Origin of the sequence: Pararhizobium gei (genome assembly GCF_029223885.1) — a bacterium.
Taxonomy (GTDB): Bacteria; Pseudomonadota; Alphaproteobacteria; order Rhizobiales; family Rhizobiaceae; genus Pararhizobium; species Pararhizobium gei.
On the sequence record NZ_CP119409.1, the window covers coordinates 1,491,059 to 1,516,821 of the forward strand.

At 60.4% G+C, this 25,763-nt stretch carries 26 protein-coding genes; 16 read left to right on the top strand and 10 right to left on the bottom strand.

The window, feature by feature from the left end:
- The first annotated feature begins 120 nt into the window (after nt 1–120).
- From PY308_RS07045 to PY308_RS07070, 6 genes are all read left to right on the top strand, one after another.
- Nucleotides 121–1,416, top strand: a complete 1,296-nt coding sequence (locus PY308_RS07045) for a class I SAM-dependent methyltransferase (protein WP_275789569.1) — start codon at nt 121–123, stop codon at nt 1,414–1,416.
- Nucleotides 1,416–1,883: a hypothetical protein gene (locus PY308_RS07050; protein ID WP_275789571.1), complete on the top strand. Its 468-nt coding sequence runs from the start codon at nt 1,416–1,418 to the stop codon at nt 1,881–1,883. Before PY308_RS07045 ends, PY308_RS07050 begins: the two co-directional genes overlap by 1 nt.
- A gap of 86 nt (nt 1,884–1,969) precedes the next feature.
- On the top strand, nt 1,970–2,419 hold the full coding sequence (locus PY308_RS07055; RefSeq protein ID WP_275789574.1) for a hypothetical protein: 450 nt from the start codon (nt 1,970–1,972) through the stop codon (nt 2,417–2,419).
- A 192-nt stretch (nt 2,420–2,611) separates the two neighbouring features.
- Nucleotides 2,612–3,547, top strand: coding sequence for an MYG1 family protein (locus PY308_RS07060; protein WP_275789576.1), 936 nt, complete (start codon nt 2,612–2,614; stop codon nt 3,545–3,547).
- A 235-nt stretch (nt 3,548–3,782) separates the two neighbouring features.
- The gene (locus tag PY308_RS07065; RefSeq protein ID WP_275789578.1) at nt 3,783–4,163 is read left to right on the top strand and encodes a hypothetical protein; all 381 of its coding nucleotides are present in this window, start codon (nt 3,783–3,785) and stop codon (nt 4,161–4,163) included.
- Complete coding sequence (locus PY308_RS07070; protein WP_275789580.1) at nt 4,156–5,457, top strand: methyltransferase family protein; 1,302 nt, start codon at nt 4,156–4,158, stop codon at nt 5,455–5,457. The genes PY308_RS07065 and PY308_RS07070 overlap by 8 nt, the downstream gene beginning before the upstream one ends.
- A gap of 49 nt (nt 5,458–5,506) precedes the next feature.
- On the opposite strand, the gene PY308_RS07075 is transcribed toward PY308_RS07070, so the two are convergent.
- Nucleotides 5,507–6,325, bottom strand: a complete 819-nt coding sequence (locus PY308_RS07075; RefSeq protein WP_275789582.1) for a COG3904 family protein — start codon at nt 6,323–6,325, stop codon at nt 5,507–5,509.
- Complete coding sequence (locus PY308_RS07080; protein ID WP_275789585.1) at nt 6,322–7,596, bottom strand: hypothetical protein; 1,275 nt, start codon at nt 7,594–7,596, stop codon at nt 6,322–6,324. The genes PY308_RS07075 and PY308_RS07080 overlap by 4 nt, the downstream gene beginning before the upstream one ends.
- A 188-nt stretch (nt 7,597–7,784) precedes the next feature.
- On the opposite strand from PY308_RS07080, the gene PY308_RS07085 reads away from it, so the two are divergent.
- Complete coding sequence (locus PY308_RS07085; RefSeq protein ID WP_275789587.1) at nt 7,785–8,183, top strand: hypothetical protein; 399 nt, start codon at nt 7,785–7,787, stop codon at nt 8,181–8,183.
- Between the two features lie 91 nt (nt 8,184–8,274).
- Here the strand turns inward: PY308_RS07085 and PY308_RS07090 are convergent, their stop codons facing one another.
- The gene (locus tag PY308_RS07090) at nt 8,275–9,165 is read right to left on the bottom strand and encodes a dihydrodipicolinate synthase family protein (protein ID WP_275789589.1); all 891 of its coding nucleotides are present in this window, start codon (nt 9,163–9,165) and stop codon (nt 8,275–8,277) included.
- A gap of 83 nt (nt 9,166–9,248) precedes the next feature.
- The gene (locus PY308_RS07095; protein ID WP_434064210.1) at nt 9,249–9,578 is read right to left on the bottom strand and encodes a hypothetical protein; all 330 of its coding nucleotides are present in this window, start codon (nt 9,576–9,578) and stop codon (nt 9,249–9,251) included.
- 260 nt (nt 9,579–9,838) lie between these two features.
- On the opposite strand from PY308_RS07095, the gene PY308_RS07100 reads away from it, so the two are divergent.
- Nucleotides 9,839–10,438 (top strand): superoxide dismutase, encoded by a 600-nt coding sequence (locus PY308_RS07100; protein WP_275789591.1) that lies wholly within the window; start codon nt 9,839–9,841, stop codon nt 10,436–10,438.
- 167 nt (nt 10,439–10,605) lie between these two features.
- Here PY308_RS07100 and PY308_RS07105 read toward each other — a convergent pair whose 3' ends face one another.
- A complete protein-coding gene (locus PY308_RS07105) occupies nt 10,606–11,034 on the bottom strand; it encodes an aldo/keto reductase (protein ID WP_275789592.1) in 429 nt (142 codons plus the stop codon).
- A 141-nt stretch (nt 11,035–11,175) separates the two neighbouring features.
- On the opposite strand from PY308_RS07105, the gene PY308_RS07110 reads away from it, so the two are divergent.
- The 4 genes from PY308_RS07110 (at nt 11,176) to PY308_RS07125 (ending at nt 13,642) form a co-directional block, all read left to right on the top strand.
- The gene (locus PY308_RS07110) at nt 11,176–11,613 is read left to right on the top strand and encodes a c-type cytochrome (protein ID WP_275789593.1); all 438 of its coding nucleotides are present in this window, start codon (nt 11,176–11,178) and stop codon (nt 11,611–11,613) included.
- Between the two features lie 94 nt (nt 11,614–11,707).
- On the top strand, nt 11,708–12,622 hold the full coding sequence (locus PY308_RS07115) for a c-type cytochrome (RefSeq protein WP_275789594.1): 915 nt from the start codon (nt 11,708–11,710) through the stop codon (nt 12,620–12,622).
- A gap of 133 nt (nt 12,623–12,755) precedes the next feature.
- Nucleotides 12,756–13,259, top strand: coding sequence for a hypothetical protein (locus PY308_RS07120; RefSeq protein ID WP_275789595.1), 504 nt, complete (start codon nt 12,756–12,758; stop codon nt 13,257–13,259).
- Nucleotides 13,256–13,642 carry a type II toxin-antitoxin system VapC family toxin gene (locus PY308_RS07125; protein ID WP_275789596.1) on the top strand — a complete coding sequence of 129 codons (387 nt, stop codon included), beginning with the start codon at nt 13,256–13,258 and terminating at the stop codon, nt 13,640–13,642. Before PY308_RS07120 ends, PY308_RS07125 begins: the two co-directional genes overlap by 4 nt.
- Before the next feature lie 7 nt (nt 13,643–13,649).
- On the opposite strand, the gene PY308_RS07130 is transcribed toward PY308_RS07125, so the two are convergent.
- Together PY308_RS07130 and PY308_RS07135 are read right to left on the bottom strand one after the other, a co-directional pair.
- Nucleotides 13,650–14,153, bottom strand: coding sequence for a GNAT family N-acetyltransferase (locus PY308_RS07130; RefSeq protein WP_275789597.1), 504 nt, complete (start codon nt 14,151–14,153; stop codon nt 13,650–13,652).
- Nucleotides 14,154–14,388: 235 nt separating this feature from the next.
- Nucleotides 14,389–16,731, bottom strand: a complete 2,343-nt coding sequence (locus tag PY308_RS07135) for a glucose/quinate/shikimate family membrane-bound PQQ-dependent dehydrogenase (RefSeq protein ID WP_275789598.1) — start codon at nt 16,729–16,731, stop codon at nt 14,389–14,391.
- Nucleotides 16,732–17,108: 377 nt separating this feature from the next.
- On the opposite strand from PY308_RS07135, the gene PY308_RS07140 reads away from it, so the two are divergent.
- Nucleotides 17,109–17,348 (top strand): hypothetical protein, encoded by a 240-nt coding sequence (locus tag PY308_RS07140; protein ID WP_275789599.1) that lies wholly within the window; start codon nt 17,109–17,111, stop codon nt 17,346–17,348.
- Nucleotides 17,349–17,603: 255 nt separating this feature from the next.
- Here PY308_RS07140 and PY308_RS07145 read toward each other — a convergent pair whose 3' ends face one another.
- Entirely contained in the window at nt 17,604–19,112 is a 1,509-nt protein-coding gene (locus tag PY308_RS07145; protein WP_275789600.1) for a protein adenylyltransferase SelO, read from the bottom strand.
- Between the two features lie 108 nt (nt 19,113–19,220).
- Nucleotides 19,221–19,742, bottom strand: coding sequence for a DUF1697 domain-containing protein (locus tag PY308_RS07150; RefSeq protein WP_275789601.1), 522 nt, complete (start codon nt 19,740–19,742; stop codon nt 19,221–19,223).
- Between the two features lie 177 nt (nt 19,743–19,919).
- On the opposite strand from PY308_RS07150, the gene PY308_RS07155 reads away from it, so the two are divergent.
- Nucleotides 19,920–20,183 carry a ribbon-helix-helix domain-containing protein gene (locus PY308_RS07155; RefSeq protein ID WP_275789602.1) on the top strand — a complete coding sequence of 88 codons (264 nt, stop codon included), beginning with the start codon at nt 19,920–19,922 and terminating at the stop codon, nt 20,181–20,183.
- Between the two features lie 314 nt (nt 20,184–20,497).
- On the opposite strand, the gene PY308_RS07160 is transcribed toward PY308_RS07155, so the two are convergent.
- Complete coding sequence (locus PY308_RS07160; RefSeq protein WP_275789603.1) at nt 20,498–22,591, bottom strand: S9 family peptidase; 2,094 nt, start codon at nt 22,589–22,591, stop codon at nt 20,498–20,500.
- Between the two features lie 274 nt (nt 22,592–22,865).
- On the opposite strand from PY308_RS07160, the gene PY308_RS07165 reads away from it, so the two are divergent.
- Together PY308_RS07165 and PY308_RS07170 are read left to right on the top strand one after the other, a co-directional pair.
- On the top strand, nt 22,866–24,776 hold the full coding sequence (locus PY308_RS07165; RefSeq protein WP_275789604.1) for a methyl-accepting chemotaxis protein: 1,911 nt from the start codon (nt 22,866–22,868) through the stop codon (nt 24,774–24,776).
- Between the two features lie 167 nt (nt 24,777–24,943).
- Nucleotides 24,944–25,759 carry an RHS repeat protein gene (locus PY308_RS07170; RefSeq protein WP_275789605.1) on the top strand — a complete coding sequence of 272 codons (816 nt, stop codon included), beginning with the start codon at nt 24,944–24,946 and terminating at the stop codon, nt 25,757–25,759.
- The last annotated feature ends 4 nt before the right edge of the window (nt 25,760–25,763 follow it).

A 25,763-nucleotide genomic window follows, 5' to 3' on the forward strand; every position in this document is an offset into this window, starting at 1 on the left:
CTTTGCACCGTGCAAGCTATTGAGATTGCAGGGCTGGAAAAGTGGTGCATAAATCTTGATTTATGCACATGACAGGAAAAACGCTTTATCATAAAGCATTCAAGAAATTGGTCTGTACCCGTGCTGTCAAATCTCAAAACTCTTCGAGACACCTCGTTCAAAGCTATTGCGGTAGAGCGTCTACCAACCAATACCACCACCCGTGCCCATGCCGTCCATAGGTGGTTCAACTTCATTGCGGGATTTTCTCCCGAACTTGTAAATGCCTGCGTTGAGATGACCGGACAAGCGCCTCGCCGAGAAATGCGTCTTCTCGATCCGTTCTCCGGCTGTGGAACGGCACCAGTAGCTGCACGCCTTATCGGTATCTCAGCTGCCGCCTACGATCCCCATCCATTTTTCGCTGTCATAAGCGAAGCAAAAGCCAACAGCGCACATTACTGGTCTGATCTTCCTAGAATTCAAACCGCGATTGAGCGTGGGATCGGGGACCAACCAGTCGAGCATTCTCCACTATCTGACTCCGCGATTGCATTTTTAAGCAAATTGGTTGAACCAAAAGCGCTTTCGGCTCTCAATTCTGCAAGGGTAGAGCTTGAAAATGATGGCCTTTCAAATAATCCGCTAGCCATACTTATCTTATCTCGGATTTTGGACCACTGCTGTTCTGCCGCCACAGACGGAATTTATAAAGCACCCACATCATCAAAGAAGCCGCTGTCTCCTAAAGATGCTTTAGCCAGAGTAATGTCTATTATTTTATCAGATCACGTTGACGCTACCACTAACGGCACTGATATTCAGATATATGCTCGCTCATCAGAATCAATGACAGAGCAGGAAGATAGTTCAATAGATATAGTTGTAACTTCGCCGCCGTATCTAAACAATTTCGATTTTGCTGAAATGACCAGAATGTATTTGTATTTCTGGAAAATGGCATCATCTTGGTCGGATATTTCGAACAAGGTGCGGTCTCAACTTGTTGTAAATACAACAACTGCGCTCAAAGGCCACAAGCCGCTGCAGCAACATTACCGCGATAGCTTGCCAATCTCTGTGCGTCAAGCGGCCGATAAGGTAGTCACGACACTCGTAGCCCGCCGCAAAGAAAAGGCTGGAAAAAAAGAGTATGACTTTTTGATATACCCGTACCTGAGCCAAATGCAAAAGGTGCTGGCTGAAACATATCGTACTCTAAAATCAGGTGCCCCATTCCATATGATGGTTTCAGACGCGGCACTTTACGGTGTTCATGTTCCCGCACCTCAATGGCTCGCTGAAATCATGATCGAGATTGGATTTCAGGACGTCCAATGCGAAATGATACGTCCTCGCGGTCACCGATGGATTTTAGACAAAAGAGCTGGATCAGATGAAGGTCTTGGCGAGTACTACATTTTTGGGGTCGCGTAATGCATACTCTATACCAGCTTGCCGATGCTGAAATTCGAAACTGCATCTCGGATTATCTCGTCTTTGCCGAAGCGACTAATGGTTTTACCAATGTGTCGGAAGAGGCAGTTGATACTGTTAGAAAAGCCGTAATCCTTCTTGCGGGCATCAATTCATCAACACAAGACACCTCACCAAAAGCGGTGGTGCTTGAATGGGAACGCCGTCGTGCAGTCCCGCTTGATGTTGAAGCTGGAATTACCGCGGGTGTTTATACAAATATTCGCGGAGCTGGCATGCGATATCTTGAAGAAATTAAAGCCGGAACAGACGGATTTACTGTTTGGACGCCGGCTTTCATAAAGGCGAACCCTCACACATTACCGCTACTCCAACACTTAGCCGGAATATTCAGTAAAGCGGCTCTAATCAAACAGATAGGTAGCGTTTCCGACAATAATATATCGGTCCGGCATCGAAACGATTAGCAGAAATTTTAACTCAAAGAGTTGACGCCCAAAATATTCGGGAGGGCGAAATCTTACAGCGCCTAGAGTCTACGCTAGAGGGGATCGTGCGCGACCTAATTGGCCGTGTCATGCTTGAGTCAATAGTTGAAAGCGCATTGATTCGCGCTCAGGTGACCTTCAAGCGTGAGAACGAATATGCCAATTTGAGTGGGGTTGTTTATGATATACGTGCAGATTTTGTTGTTCCTGACGAAATTTCCCCGTTAGCATTTATTGAGGTTCGCAAATCTTCCTCACGACACGCCTCTCTATATGCAAAAGATAAGATGTTTTCTGCGATAAATTGGAAAGGTAAACATCGAGAAATGCTTGCAATTTTAGTTGTAGATGGAGATTGGACCTCTGAGACACTACGCGTAATGGCAAATGTATTCGATTATGTCGTTCCGCTGCGACACGTCAATGAGCTCGCAACTTCAATTTCCGACTATGTCTCTGGTGATAAAACGAAACTTAAATGGATAATTGATTTCAAAATATCCCCCGCCCAATAGCAGCGGGGATTGATCGCATAATTGGTATTATCTGATCGATGACCGCAACTGTTGCATAGCTGTAATATGCATTCCCCGGAAAATCTCCAACCCACCCAAAACACGCCTTGAGCCTGCCCCCCTTCAAAGGCTATCTGATGCCAACCCAACCCAACCCAACCCCACTCCCACAAAACCCAAGGCGCATCCGGCATGACCCCAGACTTCCTCGTCACCCATTCCGGTGGCTTCCATGCCGATGAGCTTTTGTCGAGCGTCGTCCTCACCCGGCTTTTCCCGCTGGCGCGCATCGTTCGCAGCCGGGCGCCGGACTGGATTTCGCCAGGCACCGATCGCATCATCTATGATGTCGGCGGCGCCTATGATGCCGGGGCGCGGATCTTCGATCACCACCAGCGCGGCGCACCGTTGCGGGAGGATGGTCAACCCTACAGTTCGTTCGGATTGATCTGGAAGCATTTCGGCCGGGATTATCTCGCCGCTTCCGGTGTTCCGGAAGGGCATGTCGAGGATCTCCATGCCTCGTTCGACGCCGGCTTCGTGCTGCCGGTCGATCTGACGGACAATGGTGCGCTCAGCCCGTCGGTGGCGGGTCTCTTGGGCGGGCTCACCTTGCCGGTGCTGCTGGAGACCCTGACGCCTGTTTTCGACGAAACCGATCCGGAAGCAGGCGACCGCGCCTTTGACGCGGCCTTGGTGATCGCCCGCAGCTTCGTCGAGGCGCGGATCGGCAAGAGTGCCGCGAAATTGCGCGCCGAGGCGCTGGTGCACCGGGCCATCATGGACGCAGGCGAGGGACGGATTCTGGAATTGCCGATGGGCATGCCGTTCCGTCCGGCCATCGTCAAGGCGGGCGCCGATCAGCTGCTGTTCGTCGTCCACCCGCGCGACAGGGACTGGTGCCTGACCACCATCCGCCGCGCCGACGAAGGTTTTGAAAACCGCGCCGATCTGCCGGCCGCCTGGGCGGGTCTGACCAATGGCGATCTGGAGGCCGCCTGCGGGGTGGCAGGCGCAAGCTTCTGCCACAACGGCCGCTTCGTCGCCGCCGCCAAGACCCGCGAGGCGGCGCTTGCCATGGCCGCGCTTGCGGTGAACGAGGCTGTTTCCCTTGAGGTGGCCCAATAGGAAGCGCAGCAAGCCCTCGGCTCCTTCGTTCGCATCGCTCCCCCTTGCCTCGCCAAGTGACGCCACCGGCAATCAGCGGTGTAGTCAGACCTCTCAGGAAGAAGGCGCGTGGCGGACCCTGCATGCGTCCTTCTTGCTTTTGAAGGTCGCCGCAGCAAGCCGACAATCTTATCTTTCATAGGATATGATTCTCAACGATTATCCCTTAGGTTGCAGCCGAAACGACGGAGGCTGCATGCCGCAATATCAGGGCAGACCGGACTATCCCTACGGCTTGTCGCCGCTGCGGCCGCAATTTCGCAATCGTTGGTCTCAGATCATTGCCGGGTCGAACCTCGTCTGCATGGGTATCTCCCTTTTCGTGCACGCAACCGTCTGGCCGGTGAATCGGCTTGCGCTGCTTGTTGTTTTGCCGGGGCTGCTGGGTATAACGCTTGCTTTCGCTCCCGATCCGCCGGTCCTGGTTTCTCGTATGGCAAAGCGCATGACCGCTGCGGGTTGTGCGGTCGGCACGTTCGCCGGCGGTTTGCTTGCCCCGATGATCCTTGTCGTTCCCGCCATGCTCGCGCTGGCCGTCGCCATCGGCTGGTGGATGGAGGGTCGAAGCAATGATTGATGGATATCCGGGCGTCGACCTGATTGCGCTCGCGCGGGCAGCGTTGTTGCTCGGTCCAGTTGGCGGGACGATGTTGCTGCTGATCCTCCTTCCGCCCACTCCGCGACAGGCGACTGCGGCGCTGCTCGGCGGCCTTTGGCAACTGCCGGCACTTCTCGTTCTCAACATGGCTGCACAAGGCTTCGACTGGTGGCGTTTTCAGCCTGATGCCATTGCTGTTTTAGGATTTCCGGTCGATCTGTGGATTGGCTGGTCCATCCTCTGGGGCCCGATGGCTGTGATCTTGTCGCGGCGTGTCCCGCCCGTGTTGATGATCATCACGTTCGTTGCTGTCGATATAGTCTCGATGCCTCTTCTGGAGCCGCTGGTTGTGCTGGGCAGAAGCTGGTTGGTTGGCGAGGCCGCGGGTATTCTGTTCTGTCTTTTGCCGTGTCTGGTTCTTGCGCGGTTGACGGAGACCGACAGCAAGCCGGTTGTAAGGACCTGCTTTCACGGTCTCGGCTGGGGCGGCTACATGCTTCTGGTTTTGCCCGCCTGCGTGCTGGCGTGGGAGGGCAGGGACTACATCGCCGTGCTGGAATCTGCATCGGCTTTACGCTGGATCGGTGCCTTGACGATCGGGCTGCCTTGCCTGCTCATCGGTTGGGCTGCGGCGCATGAATTCGCGCTCGTCGGACGTGGCACGCCCGTTCCTTATGATCCGCCGAAAAGGGTGGTGACCAGCGGCCCCTACGCGTCGATCGCAAACCCCATGCAGATCACCTCCGCGCTCGTAATGGCCTCGCTTGCCATTCTCACCGGTTCCACCGCCACATGGGCGATACCCGTGACATTCCTGATCTTCGACGGCATTTTCGCCGCTTGGTACAATCGCACCCACATCGCGCTTGCCATGCCGGAAGACTGGGCCGAGTACCGGGCCGCCGTGCGGGATTGGGTTCCGCGCGGCAGGCCGTATATCGCGCGTACGGCAACACTGCATTTCCCCGATTCCGGCCAGGATTCCAGGCTGCTTGCCTGGTTGATGCGGCATGCTGCCGAGGGCTTGGTGATAGAAACGGCACCGGTGCGCCCCACGCTGGCGCGTCATCGTTTGCGCTACGTCAGCAGTGACGCCGATTTGAATGCCACTGGCACAGCGGCGCTCGGCCGCGCGCTGGAGCATCTTGGCGGGATATCAGCCCTTGCAGGTTGGGTATTACGTCTGCCCGGGATCAATCAACTGGCAGAACTGGCTTCGTTGTTGCTGCCTGTTCGACGGATCGTGATGATGATAGCGCAAGTGGCGCGTTAGTCGGCCAGCAGTGCAGTGGTCTCCGTTTCGCATATGGTGCAAAGCGTCGCTATTCCTTCTTCGCCTCCGCCACCGGCGTCGCCCCCTCCGTCGTCAGCGCGAATTCCTTCATCTCCTCGCCCGTCAGATAATACAGCCGGTCCGGCGGCGTTTCCAGCGCGTGCAGCCAGACGCCGGGCTTGATGCCCATCTCGGCGAGATGGCGGGTGACGTCGGCGGTGGTGCGCTGGGCCTCCGACATCGCGCGCTCGGGCGAGAGTTTTTCCTTCGAGCCGTTGAAAACCTGATGCACGCCGATAACGGCATCCGTCTCGGCGGTGCGGCCGATGCCGCCGGCCATGACGATCGGGCAGGAGGAGGCGCAGAGCGCGCCGCTGGCGACCCGTGTGTCGAGCTTTTTCTCGCGGATCAGCGTCGACATGGCGAGCGCATCGCCGACGGCGCCGCCGGGGGAGTTGAGCTGGACGGTCTTCACATATTCGCCGCGTGCCTCGATTTCGCTGGCGAAGCGCGCTGCCGCCCCGGGGTCGATCGCGCCTTCGGCAAGCAAAATACCGCCCGGTTTCAGTTCGAAGCGGATCGCCTGTTTCAGCGTCTCCGGATCGGCCGTCACGTCGGAGGGCGCGTTCTGCGGCTCGCCCTCGGTCAGCGCCGGCGGCAGCACCGGCACGGCTTGCGGCTGCATCGGGTCGAAGCCGGGCAGCTGCGGGTTCGCCGTGCCGAGCTCCCGCCAGTCAATGACGATGAAGACCAGCGAGGTCACCAGCAGCCCGTGGAAAAAGTGCCGCATCATCATGCCGTCGTCGACCGACAAGGCATAGGCTTTCAGCCGCTGGCCGAAACTCAGCAGCTGCGTGCGGTCCATCATTTGCGCGGCCCCTTGAGGTCGAGGCTGGTGATGTTGGATTGCTCCCTGGCCTCTGCTTCGGCCAGCGCCGTCTGGATATCGATGCCGCTGCGCTGCAGCGCCTTCTGTACCTCCAGCGCCTCCAGAAGCTCGGCGGCAGTGATCCGCTCGGCGAAGGGCAATGTCTGTTCCTGACGGCGCAGCGCCCCATGGGCGATCGACAGCATGAAGACCAGCACGGCCGGCAGAAGATCGATGGCGATGGCGCCGGCCCAGCTCGGGATGAAGTCCGAGGCATAGCGCAGCACGGCGGCGGCAGACGAGAGCGGCACGAAGCGGCGCTCTTCGACCGGCTCGCGGGTGAGGATCTGGTCGGCGGCTTCGGACAGCACCTTGGACTGGGCGGCCACCGAGGTGCGGATCGTCTCCATCACCTGATCCTGCCGGTTGGCAAGGTCGGCTTCCTGGCCGCTGGCGACCGGAGCGATGAAGCCGAGCGACAGGTCTTCCGCCGCCCGCTTGACGGAGGCGGCAATGGAGGTCTGTTCCAGCGCCGTGATGGTGCCTGTGAGCGCCACGACCTCGGCGGCGAACTGGTCGGCGCGCGGATCGATGGCGCCGGGCGCCGAAACCAGCCCGCGCATGGTGGCAAGACGGGTGCTGCCTTCGTCAAACAGCGTGGTGACGCGCTCGCGCGAGGCGGCAATGCCGTTTTCCAGTTCCTTCAGTTGCGCTGCCATCTGGCCGAGCAGTTGCACGACGCTGCCCGCACCCGTGGTGCCCGTCAGCGCGCCGCTTTCGCGCTCCTGGTCGGACAGGCGCTGGAAACGTTCGGAGGTGCGCTGGATGTCGGGAAGCAGGCTTTGCGCCGCAAGGGCATTCTGGTGGGCGCGGTCGAGATCTGCGGTGTAATCCTCCACCGTCTCCGCCAGATGCTGCTCGAGCGCTGCCGAGCCGGCAAGGGCTGCCGCATTCAGCCAGCTCGACATGGCGATGATCATCGCGCAGCCGAGCGCCATGACGCCGATCATCGCGCCGCGGCCGGCGGTTCCGGTGACGTGCGGATAGAAGCGGGCCATATAGCTCCAGAAGGCGTAGATGGCGACGGAAACGGCGGAGGAATAGATCAGCGCCGCGAAAAACACGGCGGTGGCCGAGCCGTCGAGGATCGAGCGGACCCCGAGATAGGTATAGACGCCCGAGGCCAAAGCCAGTGTCGCGAGCGCAAACCGCGTCATCGTCTCGACGGCATCGATGCCATCCTGCAATCGGTGGGATGCGCCAAGCGCCATAGGGTCAGTCTCCGGCTGGTTGTGCCTTAACAAACCCTTAAAATACCGGCGAAATCAAGGCTTGCGAGAAAGCCGGCGCCAGTCCCGGAAGGCAGGCGGGTCGACCGGCACGCCGGTGCCTGATCCGATCCGCTTGCAACCTTGCCTTTCTGGAAGACGGGGCCATATCTCCGCCTGAAGGAGATCCCATGAAGAACACATCAGCTTTCAGCTTAATCGCAATCGGGCTTTCGAGCCTTGTCATCTCGGGTTGTGTCAGCGAAGGCGGCTCATACGAATCCCGGCCGCCATCCGTCTATCGCGAGCGCGTCATCATCGACCGGAACGACTATCGGCCGGATCGGCGCCCCGGTTTCGTTCGCGATGACGACCGGGACATGCGGGGAGGCAGAGACCGCGACCGGAGTGATGATCGCGGCAGGGGTCCGGATCGGGACCGGGGCGACGATCGCGACAGAAACGATGGTCGGGACGGTGTTCGGGGCGACAGGGACAGAGATGGAACGCGTGACGGTCGTCCGCGATGCGAAGGACCTCGCTGCCCTGATCGGGACGACGATAATCGCCCGTCGCGCGCCCGTTTCTAAGCAACATCAGTGGCCGGCAGTTTTGACCGGCAGTTCCAGGCGAGCGGACTTCAGTCATGGTCGGTCTACTGTCTTGACAGGCTGGCGTGCATCAGACCAATGAAAGTCCAGCCAAGGCTGCCTGCAGCCTTGGCTTTTCGTTTGCCGCCAGCGGAAGGATCGGGCGCGGCGGGTCAAAGCGACTAAGCTCAAGCAGGTTGGCGACGGCGTGAACCACCCGGTAGCTGCTCAGTTCGCGAAACAGGCTCCAGAACGGTTCGAAAAGCGCGTTGATGCGCTCAACCTCGGCGCGGTCTCCGCCCTGCGCTGCTCGCATCAGCTTGACGCACGGCTCCGGCAGCAGGCCGGCAAGGACGCTGTACCAGGCGACGCCCCCGGAGAGGATTGCGTCGGCCGCCCGCCAGTCGCCGCTGTAGCCGATGGCGAAACCGGCGTGAACGGCTGCCTGCGTCGCCAGATGGGTTCCCGGCATATCGTCTGCTGGCACAGCCGGATTTTTCACGGCGACGATTGACGGTATGGCGGCAAGGCGTGTCAGGAGCGCGTTGCCGATCGAAAAATGCGTCGTGCCCGGATTGTTGTAGACGCAGATCGGCAGGTCCGTGGCTTTGGCGACGGCAGCGAAATGCTCGAACACTTCATTGTCCGAAAGCGGCGTGTAGGACACCGGCGCCAGCAGAAGTCCCTGCGCGCCGGCATCCCGTGCATCCTGCGCAAGCGCTACCGCGTCGTCGGTGCGCAGGGCCCCCACACCGACGATGAGCGGCGTGCGCCCGCCAAGGCAATCGGCGGCAGTTTCGATGGCCCGCCGCTTCTCGTCGCGACAGAGATACATATAGGAGCCTGTGCTTCCCAACAGGCCGACGGAATCGGCGCCGGCCTTGTCGATGCGCTTGAGCAGGATGCCCAGTGTCTGGGTGTCGACACGTCCATGGCCGTCGGCGGGCGTGATGGGAAAAGCGGACAGGCCATGGAACAGCATATCGGATCTCTGCGCTGGGTGAGGGATGGACGTCCAACTATGGCTGCTCGGCCGCCGAAGTCAAAGGCGCGATTGTGCCGATGTCATTTTGCCGATTCCTTTAACATCTCTCGTGTCAGTTCGCCGCCAAGCTCCACGGTCTTTGTCTGCTTGTTATAGACGCAGATCTGCGTGATCCTGCCCTTTGCACCCTGGGGCTTGCCGCTGACCAGAGCAAGGCCGAAGGACTGCGAGCCGAAAGGATCGACCACCACACGGGGCTTTTCGATCGAACCGGCCGCCGCCGCCAGGCATTTTTCGGCCACGTCCGCACGCATCGCGCCCCAGGCGTCGTCAGATGAGGCAAACGCCAGCGAAGGGGCGAAGCTTGCGGTAACGAGGACGGCGAGGGTGACGCGGCTGTGGAAAGTCATGATGTTTCCTTTTGTCTTTTCGTATCGATGGCGGGCGTACCGCACCGGCGGCGAACCTGTCGAAGGATCATGTCCATTCTGTGCCCGAGATCGAAAGAGGAACAATCGGCCGTTAGAAGTATTTTCCAAGCCTGTGGCGAATTTTGACAGGGCAACTGTTGCCTGCGGCGTTGGTGGTGCCTATGTTCCACCTCACAGAATTCCTTCATGAATTCCAACCCGGCTTTCATGAAACCCACCTGAAAAGAGGAGAGACCACCATGGCTTTCGAATTGCCGAACCTGCCTTACGATTACGACGCGCTGACGCCTTACATGTCGCGCGAGACGCTTGAGTATCATCACGACAAGCATCACCTCGCTTACGTGACGAACGGCAACAAGCTTGCCGAGGAAGCCGGTTTTGCCGACCTTTCGCTCGAGGAGATCGTCAAGAAGTCCTACGGCACCAACCAGCCGCTGTTCAACAATGCCGGCCAGCACTACAACCATTTGCATTTCTGGAAGTGGATGAAGAAGGGTGGCGGCGGAACGCAGTTGCCGGGCAAGCTCGATGCGGCGATCAAGTCCGATCTCGGCGGTTATGACAAGTTCCGGGCCGATTTCATCGCAGCCGGCACCACGCAGTTCGGCTCCGGCTGGGCCTGGCTCTCGGTCAAGGGTGGCAAGCTCGAAATCTCCAAGACCCCGAACGGCGAAAGCCCGCTGGTCCACGGCGCGTCGCCGATCCTCGGTGTCGACGTGTGGGAACATTCCTATTACATCGACTATCGCAACGCCCGTCCGAAATATCTGGAAGCCTTCGTCGACAGCCTGATCAACTGGGATTACGTGCTGGAACTGTACGAAGCCGCTGCTTGAACGACGCAGATGATCGATGACGAAAGGCCGCGAAGCGTCTGCTTCGCGGCCTTTCTTTGTTCCGCGTGATCCCCACGCCGCGACGTCGGTGCCGGAAAAGGCGAAACGTTTGACGAAAGGCGTGAACAGCGTCCGGGGATAGATCTGGGCAGCGCGGCTGGCGCCGATCAGAACCGGTCCGACAACCGGCCTCGTTGAAAGCCAGGCAAGGGCGATCCTGGCGGCGTCCCGGTCTCGTCGGCCACCTGCAGCAAGGCGTCCGTGGTCTCTTCCGATTTTCCGTCCGGAAGTTCCGGCGGGCGGTTGCCGGCGACATTGGCTGGATCGTCGCGCCGGTATTTTCCGGAAAAAAATCCGCCGCCGAGCGGGCTCCTGGGCACCATCGCCATGCCAAATTCCGATGCCAGTGCGATATGCTCGTTCTCGACGCCGCGTTCGGCCAGGGAATACTCGAACTGGAGCGCAATCGGCGCTGGCAGTCCGCGCGCCAAAGCCAGGGTGCAAATTGTGTTCGTTATGCAGCGCCCGAGCGGCTTTTCGAGCCGCGCCCCGCGGGTGGCAAAGCCCAGTCCGAAGACAAGGCAGAGCGTTTTCATGGCCTTATCCCGGCGGGATAAAGGGGAATTCAAGTAAATGTTACTTTCTTCAGGAGCTTAAAATGTAATCATGCCGGCGCATCGACAAGAGAGACGCCGCATGGCGATCCGCCACGGAATCTGGCAGAGCGGGAGAATGACATGAAGCTTAAAACGATACTATCGGCGCTGGTGATTGCCGGCTGCGGCGTGAGCGCAGTGGTCGCTGCCGATGATCCGGTCAAGGTCCGCGAAAGCCTGATGAAGCAGATCGGAGGCTCGATGGGCGCGCTGGCCGGTATCGCCAAGGGCGAAAAGCCCTATGATGCCGAGGTGGTCAAGACGGCACTGACGACCATCGGCACAAGTATCAAGGCTTTCCCGGACCAGTTTCCGGCCGGTTCGGAAGCAGGCTCCGAGGCTAGCCCGAAGATCTGGGAGAATATGGATGACTTCAAGGCTAAAGCGGCAAAGCTCGGCACGGACGCCGACATGCTGCTCGCCCAGCTTCCCGCCGACCAGGCGGCTGTCGGCGAAGCGGCCGGAGTGCTCGGAAAGAATTGCGGCGGCTGTCATCAGCTCTATCGCGTCAAAAAATAGCGGTAGAGCTTCACCAGCCAAGCGAATGATCGGGTGTGCCGGCCCTGCTGGCGCACCAGATCCTGTATGACGAGACAGGCCGCAGGAGATGACGATGGGCACGAGGCTTCGAAAACTGGCGTCCGTCGTTCTTTTTGTCGGCGTTATCGTAGGCGGCGGCGCATGGTTCGTCACGAAGCCCGAACCTTGGCCAGCGTCCCATTGGCAGGGACTGGGCGAAGCTGATCTTGCCAATGGCGAGCACATCTTCTGGGCCGGCGGCTGCGTCAGCTGCCATGCTGCGCCGAAATCCGAGGGCGACGCGAAGCTCGTCCTATCGGGCGGCCTGCCGCTCACCAGCCCGTTCGGCACGTTCCACGTTCCCAACATCTCGCCGGACGAAAAGGCCGGCATCGGCGGCTGGACGCTGGCGGAATTCGGCGATGCCATGACCCGCGGCGTCGGGAAAAGCGGCGAGCATCTCTATCCGTCCTTTCCTTACGGCTCCTATGCGAGGCTGACGCAGAAGGACATAAACGACCTCTACGGCTTCATCCGGACACTGCCGAAGAGCGCCAATGTGGCGCCACCGCACGATCTGCCGTTCCCTTTCAACATCCGCCTTTCCCTCGGCGGCTGGAAGCTGCTGTTCTTCACCGACAAGCCCCGGGTGACAGTCGATACCACCGATCCGAAGATCGCCCGCGGTCAGTATCTTGTCGAAGGTCCCGGCCATTGCGGGGAGTGTCACACCCCGCGCAATGCCTTGGGCGGGTTTGAGGCTGACCGCTGGCTGGCCGGCGCACCGAACCCGGAGGGCGAGGGCATCGTTCCGAACATCACGCCGGGATCGACGAGCATCGGCTCCTGGAGCGAGAGCGATATCGCCAACTACCTGGAAACCGGCTTTACACCCGATTTCGATTCCGTCGGCGGCTCGATGGTCGAGGTTCAGCAGAACCTCGCAAAACTCCCGGCCAGCGACCGCGAGGCGATCGCGGCCTATCTGAAGGCGGTGCCTTCGCTGTAGTCATTTGCTGCGGAGCGGCACGGTCGTGTCGCCGCTCTGCCTCAGGAACAGAATTTAACGTTATGTTTTACGTTTAATGTTTATTTTATAAAGTAGATGATGCATACTCTCTTTCTCGCAAAAGGAGGGTAATATGAACATGCTGCATGTCTCAGTCCGCCCGGGTTCGGAAAAAGCCCGCATCTGGCAAATCTGCGACGAGCTTTTTGCCCGAAAGGGCGAAATTCCGTCGGGCCGTGAGGTTGTCAATCTCTATCTTGCGGAAGACGGCAAAGAAGGAACAGGCTTCACGCAATACTCCCACTGGAAAAAGGAATTGCAGTCCCGCATGCAAGTTGCAGGAGATCAACAGGAGCAAGGGGAACCGCAGGCGATGGTTGCCGGCGCGGTGGCGTTCCGGCCAATTACCATTTCGCCGGATGGGCATCTGATCGTTCCCGCGGATATGCGACGGGCAATGATGTTGGATGGAGATGGCCGGGCAACGGCGTCCGTGGTCGATGGTGAATTGCGGATCATCTCGCCGCTGGCAGCACTGTCTCAGCTTCAGCGACGAACACAGGACCTCGTTCCACGCGGTTCTCTCGTGTCGGATGAACTCATCGCCGAGCGGCGTGCCGAGGCGCAGGCGGAATGAGCGGAGCCGTATTCGACGCATCGGCACTGCTGGCGATGGCCTTTGCCGAGCCCGGTGCCGACAAGGCGATTGCCTATCTCTCCATCGGTCGTGTGTCTGCCGTCAACTATTCGGAAGCCGGCACCAAGCTGATTGACAAAGGCATGAACCCCGAAGAAGCCTTTGCGCTGCTTGGCGCGTTGGGGCTGGAGGTTGTGGCTTTCGACGTGACTGAGGCGAAGACCGCCGCCGGCCTTCGCCAGCAACGTCGGCGTCTCGGTCTTTCCTTCGCCGATCGCGCCTGCCTGGCTCTTGCCGATCGTAACGCAGCAGTGGTTTTGACCACGGATCGGGCTTGGGCAAGTCTGGAAGGCCTTGCCTGCACCGTCTCCCTCCTTCGCTGAATCCCGTTCACGCCAGCGTCTGCAGATACCGCATGCCGGTCACCGGGCCGGGCGTGAAGTTTTCCGACTCATAGAAGCGGTGAGCCTGGAAATTGCCGGTCGCCGCGCTGACGGAAAGATAGGCGGCGCCCGCCATGCGCGCCTGCTCGCGGGCCTTGGCGACAAGATGTCGGCCGATGCCGGTGCCGCGATGGGCAGGGCGGACGTAGAGGTGATGCAGTTCCATGCCGCGCATGCCCTGCTGCGCCCTGTAGAGCGGCACAAGAATGGCATAGCCGATCGGCTCGCCGGCCGCTTCTGCCACGAGGGCGCTGATCCAGGGCAGGGGTCCGAACAGGTCCCGCTCCAGGCTTTCGGCCGTCACGGCGGCCGCGTCGCCATGATGCGCCGCAAGTTCGGCGATCATGTCGCGAAGACCGGCAAGATCATGTGTCTTGGCCACGCGGATGGTGACCATCGGTGCGCGAGCCGCAAGATGGGGCGGTGATGTGGAAATGGGCGTATGCAGCATTGTCGAGGCTCCTTGATGCCTTGTCCGCCATCAGGTGCCATCAAAAACAAAAGCCGCCTGATGGCGGCCTGTTGAACGAGATCAGTCAGCCGCACCTATGGGAGCAGCGTAAAATACCAGCGGACGATGTTTACGGTTCTGATCATGGCGGCGAATGTCGCCTTTTCGCGCGGCTTGTCAACTGGAATCTTGGTAAAGCCAATTAAAAAAGGGCCGGCGAACCGGCCCCCTCCTGTCACTCCGGCAGCTTGTAGGCCATCACATAGTCGCCCGGCGTGGTTCCGATCGAGCCATGGCCGCCGGCGACGATGAGGACATATTGCGTGCCGTCAGCGGTGGCGTAGCTCATCGGTGTCGACTGGCCGCCGGCGGGCAGCCGGCCGGACCACAGCACCTTGCCGGTCGTCAGGTCGTAGGCGCGCAAGTAGTTGTCGACGGCCGCCCCGAGGAAGGCGAGGCCGCCCTTGGTGATCATCGGGCCGCCGATGCCGGGAACGCCGACCTTGAAGGGCAAGGGTAGCGGGGTCATGTCGTAGACGGTTCCGTTGCGGTGCTTGTAGGCAGTCTTCCCGGTCTTCAGATCGACTCCGGCAACATAGCCCCAGGGCGGCGCTTGGCAGGGTATGCCGAGCGGTCCAAGGAAGGGGCCCATGAAGACGCCGTAGGGTGCGCCGTCATTGCGGTTCAGCCCCTGTTCCGACCCCTTTTCGTCCTGACCACGCGGCGGAATCTGGTCGCGCGGCACGAGCCTTGAGGTGAAGGCCAGATAGGTCGGCATGCCGAACATCACCTGCCGCTCCGGATCGACCGCAACCGATCCCCAGTTGAAGACGCCGAAATTGCCGGGATAAACAAGCGAACCCTCAACCGAGGGCGGCGTATAGCGGCCTTCATACCTCATCCGCTCCAGATCGATCCGGCAGGCGAGCTGGTCAAACAGGGTGACGCCCCACATGTCCTTGCCGGTCAGCGGCGGCGGAGAGAAGGTGAGATCCGAGATCGGCTGTGTCGGTGCGGTGAAATCCTCGGGGATTGCGCCGGTGGGCGCCGGGATTTCCTTGACCGGGATGATCGGCTCGCCGGTGCGCCGGTCGAGCACGTAGAGATCCCCCTGCTTGGTCGGTCCGACGAGCGCCGGAACGGGCTGGCCGTCCTGACCTGTGATATCGAGCAGCACCGGCTGGGCCGGAACGTCCATGTCCCAGAGATCGTGGTGCACCGTCTGGCGCACCCATCGCACCGCGCCTGTATTGATGTCGAGTGCGACGATGGAGGACGAATATTTCTCCACATGTTCGGAGCGGCCCATGCCAAGCTGGTCCGGAACCTGATTGCCCATCGGAACATAGATCAGCCCGAGTTTCTCGTCGACGCTCGAGACCGACCAGCTGTTCGGCGAGTTGGTCGTATAGGTCTGGCCCTCGGGCAGCGGCGTCGTCACGTCTGGATTGCCTGAATCCCAGTTCCAGAGAAGCGCGCCGGTGTTGACGTCGAAGGCGCGAATGACGCCGGACTGTTCCTGCGTCGAATAGTTGTCGTTGACCGCCCCGCCGATGATGATCTTGTTGGCGACAATGACCGGCGGCGACGTCGAATAGTAATAGCCGGCCGGATTGTATTTCATGCCTTTTTCAAGATGTAGCGTTCCCTTATCGGCGAAGGTCGGGCAGACCTGGCCCGACGCGGCATCGAGCGCGATCAGACGTGCGTCAGAGGTTGGCAGGTAGACGCGTTCGGCGCAGGGCCCACCGGCGGTCGCCACCGGATCGGCGTAGTAGCTGACGCCGCGGCAGGTCTGGTGCTGGCGGTCGGGGTTCATGCCGGAATTGCTGTCGAATTTCCATTTTTCCTTGCCGGTGGCGGCATCGAGCGCGATGGCCCAGTTGTGCGGCGTGCAGAGATAGAGCGTATCCTTCACCTTCAGCGGCGTCACCTGGTAGGTGGTCTCGCCGACATCGTCGGGCAGCTTCACGTCACCGGTCTGGTATTGCCAGGCGACCTCGAGCTTATCGACATTGTCCGGCGTGATCTGCGCCAGCGGCGAGTAGCGCTGGCCATAGGGCGTGCGGCCGTACTGATGCCAGTCGCCTTCGGGAACATTGCCGCCGAGATCGGGGGCCGCAGCAGCCGTCTGCGCCGGAAGCTCGCCGGCAAGATCGAGCGGATCCTGGGTCATGGAGTAGCCGGCAACGCCGATCGACACGATAACGGCGGCAAGGAGCGGCAGGGCGTTTGCGGTATAGACCGTGCCCGTCGGGCTGACGAAGCCGAGGTCGCGGCGGATGGCCGGCAGCAGCAGCCAGAGGCCGAGCACGATGATCACGCCGCCGCGCGGGCCGAGCTGCCACCAGTCGAAGCCAACTTCCCAGACGGCCCAGCCAAGCGTGGCGAGAATGAGCACGGCATAGACGCTGAGCGCCGCGCCGCGCCGTTTGAACAGAAGAAAGGCGGTGACAAGGAAGGCAAGGCCCGCCAGGACATAATACCAGCTGCCGCCGAGCACGGCGAGCCAAAGCCCACCGGCGCCGAGCGCCAGCCCGATCAGTGCAAAGACGACCCCCGTCAGGACGATCAACATCGGCTTCTCCTTGGTCGAAAATCGCACCGTCTTGGCGCGTTCCGTTCTTAAGATGCGGGCCTTGGAGCCAAGACCTCAGCGAAGGCTGTGTACAAAGCGGCTAAGCAGCTCCGGTGGCAGTCGATTGCCGGCCGCCGGAGCTGCGGCGTCTGGAAAGACACAACCGAAACTCCGCAGGAATATATCGTCCCGCCCAAACCTTTCAATGCCCGATATGTTGCGATGCAAAATAGCCAATCGAAGCAGACCCCGTATGACATGCCATTCGGCACGGTCTCCACCCGGCGGCCACAAACAGGGTTGTCGAAAACCGGGAATTCAGACACGGTTCGAACACTGTCCGATACCGTCGGGGCGATTCTGCAGAGGGCTCGAACATGAAAAAACTGCTGGTCGTTCTTTTCGCTGCCGTCTTTGCCGTGGTGGCCGTTATCGGCGGCCGCTGGCTGATCTATGTCACCAATACAAGCGATCCTCTGGATGAGGTCGGGATCGAGCTCAACAGCCGCATGCCCGAGCCGCTGCGCAAATGGGGTTGCGCCCGGCTAAAGTCAAATTTCGCAAATCGCCTGCCGCCCTATGGCTGCATGGCAGTGGGCGGTCAGGACTGGGAGTGAAGGTCGAGGGGGAGCGGCTGGTTGATAGAGTTGAATGCAACAGAGTTTGCGGAGGGTTCCCCCCCTCTGTCGGCGTCGCCGACATCTCCCCCTCAAGGGGGGAGATCACCATCAGCCTTTGAGCCCTCAAGGGAAAAGAATAATCTCCCCCCTTGAGGGGGAGATGTCACGCAGTGACAGAGGGGGGGAACCCTCCGCGGCTTCGCTCCTCCTGGCGGGGTATCGCAAACACGCAGCAATCACACCGCGCCCCCATCACGTCCCGCAGAACGTCCGCAGCACTTCCTCGGACGGCGCAGGCGGTTCGGCGTAGGCGGCAAAGCCCGGCTGATCCTCGTAGGGTTTCGACAAGACTGTCAGCAGCGCCTCGAACAGGGATAGGTCGGCCTCATCCTCCGCTGCGCGGATCGCCTGCTCGATGCGGTGGTTGCGCGGAATGAAAGCGGGATTGACGCGCCGCATCGCCTCGCTGCGATCGACCGCTGTCATCGTTTCGCGCGACAAACGGGCCTGCCATTCGACAAGCCAGGGCAGAATCGCTTCGGGGTCGCGAAAAGAGGCCATAAATGCCTCTTCGGCGGCATCATCCCCAGCGAGATCCGACAGTCGGCGGAAGGTGAGGGTGAAATCCGCCTGCTGGTCCCTCATGAGCGCCAGGAGACCCTGAACGAGGTCCAGATCGCCATCCTCCTGTCCCGCGAGTCCAATCTTTGCCGTCATGCCGGAAAGCCAGTGTTGCTGGAATTTTGGTCCGTACCCGGCAATAGCGTCATTGGCGAGGCTCACCGCCTCGGATGGGTCCGGATCGATCAGCGGCAGCAGCGTTTCGGCCAGCCGCGTCATGTTCCACTGGCCGATCGCCGGTTGGCTTGCATAGGCATAGCGCCCGCCCTGGTCGATCGAGGAAAACACCTTGGCGGGGTCATAGGCATCGAGAAAGGCGCAGGGGCCGAAATCGATCGTTTCGCCGGAGACGGCGCAATTGTCAGTGTTCATGACGCCGTGAATGAAGCCGACGCAGAGCCAGCGCGCAATCAACGCCGCCTGCCGCTCGATCACCGCCTGCAGCAGGGCCAGATAGGGGCGTTCATCGTCTTTTGCATCGGGATAATGCCGGTCGATGACATAATCAGCCAGCGTCCTCAGCCCGTCGGAGTCGCCGCGCGCGGCCAGAAACTGGAACGTGCCGACGCGAATATGGCTTGCGGCGACGCGGGTGAAGACGGCGCCCGGCAGAACTTTTTCGCGATAGACGGGATCGCCGGTCAGCACCGCCGCCAGCGCCCGTGTGGCGGGGATGCCGAGGCCATGCATCGCCTCGCTGACGATATATTCGCGCAGCACCGGGCCGAGTGCCGCGCGTCCATCGCCGCGCCGCGAATAGGGTGTCCTGCCTGCGCCCTTTAGCTGGATGTCGCGGCGCTTGCCGTTGCGGTCGATGACCTCGCCCAGAAGAATGGCCCGCCCGTCGCCCAGAAGCGGCACGAACTGGCCGAACTGATGGCCGGCATAGGCCATGCCCAGCGGTTCGGCGCCCTGCGGAACGCGGTTGCCGGAAAAGATCGCGGCGCCCTCCCGCTCCAGGGCGTCGACGTCAAGCCCCAGCTCTTCGGCAAGCGGCCGGTTGAATTTCATCAGCCAGGGCTCGGAGACCGGTGTCGGATCGGCGCGGGCGAAGAATTGCTGGGGCAGCCGGGCATAGGAATTGTCGAAGGGGATCAGGCCTTCGGCTGGCTGTCTGATGGTTTTGGTGGCCTCGGTCATGCGGCTTTTTCCTCGCTCCGGCGTCCGTGGGCGCTCGGCGGATCTCTGTCTTGCTGGCTAGATGGGGTGGGAAGCAGCCCCGCAAAAGGGCAAACTGCCGTCGAACCATCAGGTTCCCCGCATGCCGGCGGCAAGCTCGGCCAATTTCTGTACGGTGTTCAGGTTGCGCGCCGTCGCTCGCCGCAGCCCCGGAAGGCAGAGGCGCGACCGGCCGGACCCGTTCGGATAATGCACGTAGATCTCGCTGCCGCTGACATGCACCTCCTCGCCATCGGGTGCGACAAGGCTTTTCAGCACGTCCGGCGGGGGCGCTTCGGGCAGGAAATTGATCATCAGATAATTGGGTTTTGCAACGGGAAAGGGATTGCTGGCCACAATCTTTTCGAGCTGTGCACCGCTCGTCACGATGACGCCGGGAGCCTTGCCCATGATCCGGGCCAGCGCACCGTCCATCAGCCTCGCCGCATCCGCCGCGGCAAGCTCGGAACGGAACAGCACATTGCCGCTCTGGATATAGGTTTTCACGTCACGAAAGCCGAGATCCTCGCACAGCGACCGCAGTTCCGCCATCAAAAGCTTGCCGGTTCCACCGACATTGACGGCCCGCAAAAGGGCGATGTGAACAGGCATGCCTCTCCTTTGCCATCATGGCGCAAATCACTTTGGCAGGAGATTACATTGGGTCACGAATGGCGAAAAGAGGCGTCTTCGTCAACGCGCGGTACCGACCATCGCTGAAATCGCTGTTCGCCAATTGCCAAGGCAACGACCACATCCTACTTTGATCAACGGTTCCGGAGATTGCGCATGAACGAGACGCTGAAAATAACCCTGCCATCCGAAATGGTTGATGCTATTCAACGCCGCGTAAAAAACGGCGGCTACGCCTCGACCAGTGAGGTGCTGCGGGAGGCGATGGAGCTGTTGCTTCAGCGGGAAAGCGATCACGAGTCGAGACTGGCATCGATCCGGTTGGGCATCGGCAGATCGCTTGAAGACGGCTCTCCCGACATCAGCCTGGAAGATATGGACGAATGGCTGGACAATTTGGCCGTGGAACACCGCCATTGACGACGCCGCACAGAGTGGTTTTCAGAAAGACTGCTCAAGCTGATCTACGCACCATTTTTGCCTATGTTTTGGAAAAAAGTGCCACAGTGCCACAAGGGAAACTGCATTGGCCTATGTTCGGCGCATCCGAATGCGGTGTGAAGCAATCGGATCTGCGCCATTGGCACATGTCGAGCGCTCCGACATCTGGCCGGGTCTGCGGATGGCTGTTTTCGAACGCCGTATCCTCATTCTATACGTCGTTGAAAACGAAACCGTCCGCGTCGTGAACATCATCTGGGGAAGCCGGGACTATGAGGCTTTGATGAGACCGGTCACATCTTCCCCGCCACCTTGATCGCAAACGCATATTCGAACGCGATCTCTTCCAGACGCTGAAACCGCCCCGAGGCGCCGCCGTGGCCGGCGTCCATGTTGGTCTTCATCAGGATCGGCTCCGTGCCGGTGGTTTTTTCGCGCAGCTTGGCGACCCATTTGGCCGGTTCCCAATAGGTGACGCGCGGATCGGTGAGACCGCCGAGGGCGAGGATGGCCGGGTAGGGCTTTTCCGAGACATTGTCGTAAGGGGAGTAGGCTGCCATGCGCTCATAGGCTTCCCGTGAGTCAATCGGATTGCCCCATTCCGGCCATTCCGGCGGGGTGAGCGGCAGCGTGTCATCGAGCATGGTGTTGAGCACGTCGACGAAGGGAACGGCGGCGATGATGCCCTTGAACTTTTCCGGCGCCATATTGGTGATCGCCCCCATCAGCATGCCGCCGGCCGAGCCGCCTTCGGCAACGATCTTCGCGTAGGACGTGAACTTTTCCCGATTCAGATAGTCAGCAGCCGCGATGAAGTCCTTGAACGTATTGGTTTTCTTCTCCATCCTGCCGTCTTCGTACCACTGAAAACCCTTGTCCTTGCCGCCGCGGACATGGGCGATGGCATAGACGAAGCCACGGTCGGCCAGCGACAGGCAATTGGTGTTGAACGAGGCGGGAATGGCGATGCCATAGGCGCCGTAGCCGTAGAGCAGGCAGGGCGCGGTACCGTCGAGCGGCGTATCCTTGCGGTACAGCAGCGTCACCGGCACCTCGGCTCCGTCCCATGACGGCGCCATCACGCGACGGGTCACGTAGTCGTCCGGGTTGTGCCCCGAGGGGACCTCCTGCGTCTTCAGGAGCCGCCGCTCCCGGGTCTCCATATCGTAGTCGTAAAGCTGGCTCGGTGTGGTCATCGAGGAATAGGAAAAGCGGATGACGTCGGTATCATATTCGGCGGCACCCGAAAGCCCGAGCGAATAGGCCTCCTCGTCGAAGGCGATGGCGTGGTCCTCGCCGGTGATGCGGTTGCGGATCTTGATCTGTGGCAGGCCGTTCTCGCGCTCCAGCCAGACGAGATGGCGCGCAAACGCCATGTGGCTGATAATCAGCCGTCCCGGCGTATGCGGCACGACATCCACCCAGTTTTCCCGGCCCGGCTTGTCGACCGGCGTCTGCATGATCTTGAAATCCTTGGCGCCGTCGGCATTGGTCAGGATGTAGAAGACCGCGCCGCCCTCGGTCAGCGAATATTCAAGCCCGGTTTCGCGGGCCGAGACAAGCTGCGGCTTGGCCGTCAGGTCGCCTGTCGGGATCAGCAGATATTCGCTGGTCTCGTGGTCGTGAATGTCGATATAGATGAAATCGTCGAGCATGGAGGCGCCGACGCCCATGAAGAAGCCGGGATCCTGTTCCTCGTAGACCAGCCTGTCTTCGCTCTGCGGCGCGCCGATGATGTGGTGGAAGATCTTCGAGGGCCGGTGGTTGTCGTCCAGCACGGTATAGAAGAAGCTATTGCCATCCGGCGCCCAGGCGCCTCCGCCGCCGGTGTTCTCGATCACGTCGGGCAGGTCTGCGCCGCTCGCCAGCTCGCGCACCCGCAGCGTGTAATATTCCGAGCCCTTGTCGTCATACCCCCACAGGCCGCGGCTGTGATCGGTGGAATGGTCGATGCCGGCCAGCCGGAAATAGGCCTTGCCCTCGGCCTCCTTGTCGCCGTCGAGAAGAACGGTCCGCTCGCCGCCGTCGCGCGGTGTGCGGAAATAGCGCGGCTGTTCGCCGCCGGTCACGAAAAAGGTGCCGTAGGCGAAGGCGCCGTCCTTCACAGGAACGGAGGAATCGTCCTCCTTGATACGGCCCTTCATTTCGGCGAACAGCGTCTTCTGCAAGGCTTCCGTGTCGGCCATGGCAGCCTTCATATAGGCGTTCTCGGCCTCCAGATGCTTGCGGATCTCCGGGTCGAGGATCGACGGATCCTTGAACATCGCCTGCCAGTTGTCGGCCCGCAGCCAGGCATAGTCGTCGCTCCGGCTGATGCCGTGGCGGGTGTCCATCACCGGCTTTTTCGGAGCGACGGGAGCGGCGGGCAGGTTGGTGAAAATGGACAAGGATGTCTCCGGCAAATCGGGGCAAGGAAAGTGCGTCAGAGATAGAGGGCGGGGAAGACAGGTTCAAGCCGGAAAGTGGCGGGTGGACTTCTCCACAGTCGGCTTCGCGACGCCCACGGCAATCTTTCGCCCTCAGCCTTAACCCTCCATTAGCGCAACTGTTTCATATTGCACTGCAATGCGCGCGATGTGTTTGCTGCAGCGCTTATAGGGCATCATGCCCATCCTCCCATTCCGTTCAGCGTTCGGGCGTAGCTGCCCGTGGAGATTTTTCATGAGCTTTCGCCATCTTTCCATTCTCCAGAAGATCGGCCTTGTCGTCTTCGTCATGGGCCTGTCGTCTCTGGCCATCGCCCTTGTCGGGGCAAAGGGCATCACCGCGCTGGAGAGTGCCATGGTGTCCGTCGGCAACAAGGAGGAGGTTGCCCGCGAAGCCATGGATCTGCGCGTCGATATCATCGCCATCAGCCGCATGACCTATCAGCTCGCGGCGCAGCCGGAAAAGGCAGCTGACTTCCGTGCGGAAACCGAGAAACGTGCCGGGGAAATGCTGGAGCGCCTGCCAAAGATCGAACAGGCCGCCGATGCTACCGAATTGGCGCAGCTGAAAACGATCCGGGCAACGCTTGAAAGCTATTTCAACGAAATTCGAGCCATGGTCGGCATTGCCGAGACGAGCGGAACGGACGTTGCAGCGATCCAGGCGAGCCTCGACACGGCGCTCGCAGCCCAGAAGACCGTCACAGCCGCTGTGAAGGAATACAGCACCTATTCGGGGGGAGCCCTCGCCACGGCCCGCGCCGATGCGCTGCATGCTTCCTGGGTCGCGCTGGTGGTCGCCGTTTCCGCCGCCGCCGGCTGCATCCTGCTCGGCGCCGTCGGCAGCCTGCTGGTCGCCCGCCGCGGCATTGCCGCACCCGTGCGCAGTCTGACGGCCGCCATGAGCCGGCTTGCCGAAGGCAATCTCGACAGCACCGGCACGGATACCGAGCGCAAGGACGAAATCGGCGAGATGGCCCGCGCCGTCGAAGTCTTCCGCCGCAATGCGCTCGCCATGCGCGACATGAAGGCCCAGGAAGCCGCGCTCCATGCCCTCAGCAGCGAGTTGCAATCGAGCATCAGCGCCGTCGTTGCCGCCGCTGTCGCCGGCGACTTCACCGGCCGGATCGGCAAGGACTACAAGAACCCCGATCTCAACCGTTTTGCCGGCAGCGTCAACGAACTGGTGGAAAGCATCGATACCGCGATTTCCGAAGTCCGGCGTGTCATCGCGGCTCTTGCGGATGCCGACCTATCGCAAAGCATGGATGGTAATTTCCAGGGCGCCTTCGCCGAACTGCAGCAGAACGTCAACGCGACCATGGTGACCTTGCGCTCGACCATGCACAATGTGCGCGGCGCCGCTGGCACCATCAAGGACAGCTCGGCTGAACTCAGTTCGGCCGCCAACGACCTGTCGAAGCGCACCGAGCAGCAGGCCGCTGCCCTGGAAGAGACCGCCGCGGCTCTCGACGAGATCACGGCCACCGTCCGCGCTTCGTCGTCCCGCGCCAACGAGGCGCGCGACATGGTGCGCGCCACCAAGGACAGCGCCGGCAAGTCGGGCGAGATCGTCCGCAACGCCGTCAGCGCCATGAGCCGCATCGAGGGCTCCTCCAGCCGCATCAGCCAGATCATCGGCGTTATCGACGAGATCGCCTTCCAGACCAATCTCCTGGCCCTTAACGCCGGCGTCGAGGCCGCACGGGCAGGGGAGGCCGGCCGCGGTTTTGCCGTCGTCGCCCAGGAAGTCCGCGAGCTCGCCCAGCGTTCGGCCAATGCCGCCAAGGAAATCAAGACGCTGATCAGCGCGTCTGCCTCCGAAGTCGAAGGCGGCGTCTCGCTGGTGCGGGCCACCGGCGATGCCCTGGTCGAGATCGAACAACTGGTCCTCAAGGTCAACGATCATGTCGACAGCATAGCAACCGCCGCCCGCGAACAGTCTGTGGCGCTGGCCGAAATCAACACCTCGGTCAACCATATGGATCAGATGACCCAGAAAAACGCCGCCATGGTCGAGGAAACCACAGCCGCCAGCGAAACGCTCGCCGAAGAAAGCCGCCAGTTGCAGACACTGCTGGCGCGGTTCAAGCTGGAAGAGGAAATCAGGCACTCCCGCAACCAGCCGTCGCGCTACGCTGCTTGATAAAGCTGAAGATCGAATCAGAGGCTGGGCCAACGTGTTTACGGGTACAGCCTCTGGTTACGTAACCAGCATGCGCCACCTATTAAGAGTCAGTTAAAAAATCAGCTCGTTTTGTGCTGTAGCCCTGTTTCAAATTGACAGTCAACCTCCGCCGGAAATACCTTCGGTTGAGTAAGCGCACGATGAGTCGTGAAGGGGGCATGAACTTATCTGCTGCGTCGGACTCGGCCGGAAGCGATAACCATCCGAGTGAAATGGGGATTTTTTTCATGAAGCGCTTTTCCAGCGGGATTCTGGCTCGCATCCTCAGCCCGCTGCTGATCTGCAGCATGCTGTGCATATCCTTCGGCTCCGCCGCGAACGCACGGTTCATTCAGCCAGATACGATGGACCCGACGATCGAGGGGGTAGGTACGAACCGCTATGCGTATGCAGGCAATGATCCGGTGAATCGGAGCGATCCGAACGGACACCAAACTGAACTATTGGTTGGAGGCGCTTTGACTGCTGGCATAGCAGGATGTGCTGCTAGTGGAGTTTGTGGACTTGTGGTCGCTGGAGCCATCGGTGTCGCCATAGTTGGATCCGCAATTGGCATATCCATTATGAGTGGGCGCGAAGAGGACTATGAAATTGGCGCGTTAGGAGAAGAATATGATGTTCGCACTGGGAAGCTGAAAGGTGACCTCCCGCAATCAGTGCCACCGGACGTTTCGGATGAAACACTAGATGATGCAATTGATAAAGCATATGAGAGCTTGGGAGCGCGGGAAAATGAGCAGCGCTTCGGAAGTAGGGACAGCGCTACAGTTAAGGGTCATAAAGAAAGGATGGACCGAGAGCGAAAATATGCAGAGATGCTAAACGAGGAACGGGAACGGCGTAATAAAGAACGAGAGCAAGATCTAAGACAATCTGACGATACAAATGACAATGATAGCGGTGATCACGATACGAAGGCGAACGAATCGAAAAAGAAGTAATTTT

Bases quoted from the DNA above. Each gene is read 5' to 3' on its own strand.
- PY308_RS07060 (WP_275789576.1), top strand. From the start codon at position 2,612: ATGACCCCAGACTTCCTCGTCACCCATTCCGGTGGCTTCCATGCCGAT.
- PY308_RS07090 (WP_275789589.1), bottom strand. From the start codon at position 9,165: ATGCTGTTCCATGGCCTGTCCGCTTTTCCCATCACGCCCGCCGACGGC.
- PY308_RS07110 (WP_275789593.1), top strand. From the start codon at position 11,176: ATGAAGCTTAAAACGATACTATCGGCGCTGGTGATTGCCGGCTGCGGC.
- PY308_RS07125 (WP_275789596.1), top strand. From the start codon at position 13,256: ATGAGCGGAGCCGTATTCGACGCATCGGCACTGCTGGCGATGGCCTTT.
- PY308_RS07165 (WP_275789604.1), top strand. From the start codon at position 22,866: ATGAGCTTTCGCCATCTTTCCATTCTCCAGAAGATCGGCCTTGTCGTC.
- PY308_RS07075 (WP_275789582.1), bottom strand. From the start codon at position 6,325: ATGATGGACCGCACGCAGCTGCTGAGTTTCGGCCAGCGGCTGAAAGCC.
- PY308_RS07080 (WP_275789585.1), bottom strand. From the start codon at position 7,596: ATGGCGCTTGGCGCATCCCACCGATTGCAGGATGGCATCGATGCCGTC.
- PY308_RS07140 (WP_275789599.1), top strand. From the start codon at position 17,109: ATGAAAAAACTGCTGGTCGTTCTTTTCGCTGCCGTCTTTGCCGTGGTG.
- PY308_RS07130 (WP_275789597.1), bottom strand. From the start codon at position 14,153: ATGCTGCATACGCCCATTTCCACATCACCGCCCCATCTTGCGGCTCGC.
- PY308_RS07115 (WP_275789594.1), top strand. From the start codon at position 11,708: ATGGGCACGAGGCTTCGAAAACTGGCGTCCGTCGTTCTTTTTGTCGGC.
- PY308_RS07100 (WP_275789591.1), top strand. From the start codon at position 9,839: ATGGCTTTCGAATTGCCGAACCTGCCTTACGATTACGACGCGCTGACG.
- PY308_RS07095 (WP_434064210.1), bottom strand. From the start codon at position 9,578: ATGACTTTCCACAGCCGCGTCACCCTCGCCGTCCTCGTTACCGCAAGC.
- PY308_RS07105 (WP_275789592.1), bottom strand. From the start codon at position 11,034: ATGAAAACGCTCTGCCTTGTCTTCGGACTGGGCTTTGCCACCCGCGGG.
- PY308_RS07065 (WP_275789578.1), top strand. From the start codon at position 3,783: ATGCCGCAATATCAGGGCAGACCGGACTATCCCTACGGCTTGTCGCCG.
- PY308_RS07155 (WP_275789602.1), top strand. From the start codon at position 19,920: ATGAACGAGACGCTGAAAATAACCCTGCCATCCGAAATGGTTGATGCT.
- PY308_RS07150 (WP_275789601.1), bottom strand. From the start codon at position 19,742: ATGCCTGTTCACATCGCCCTTTTGCGGGCCGTCAATGTCGGTGGAACC.
- PY308_RS07120 (WP_275789595.1), top strand. From the start codon at position 12,756: ATGAACATGCTGCATGTCTCAGTCCGCCCGGGTTCGGAAAAAGCCCGC.
- PY308_RS07050 (WP_275789571.1), top strand. From the start codon at position 1,416: ATGCATACTCTATACCAGCTTGCCGATGCTGAAATTCGAAACTGCATC.
- PY308_RS07070 (WP_275789580.1), top strand. From the start codon at position 4,156: ATGATTGATGGATATCCGGGCGTCGACCTGATTGCGCTCGCGCGGGCA.
- PY308_RS07145 (WP_275789600.1), bottom strand. From the start codon at position 19,112: ATGACCGAGGCCACCAAAACCATCAGACAGCCAGCCGAAGGCCTGATC.
- PY308_RS07085 (WP_275789587.1), top strand. From the start codon at position 7,785: ATGAAGAACACATCAGCTTTCAGCTTAATCGCAATCGGGCTTTCGAGC.
- PY308_RS07135 (WP_275789598.1), bottom strand. From the start codon at position 16,731: ATGTTGATCGTCCTGACGGGGGTCGTCTTTGCACTGATCGGGCTGGCG.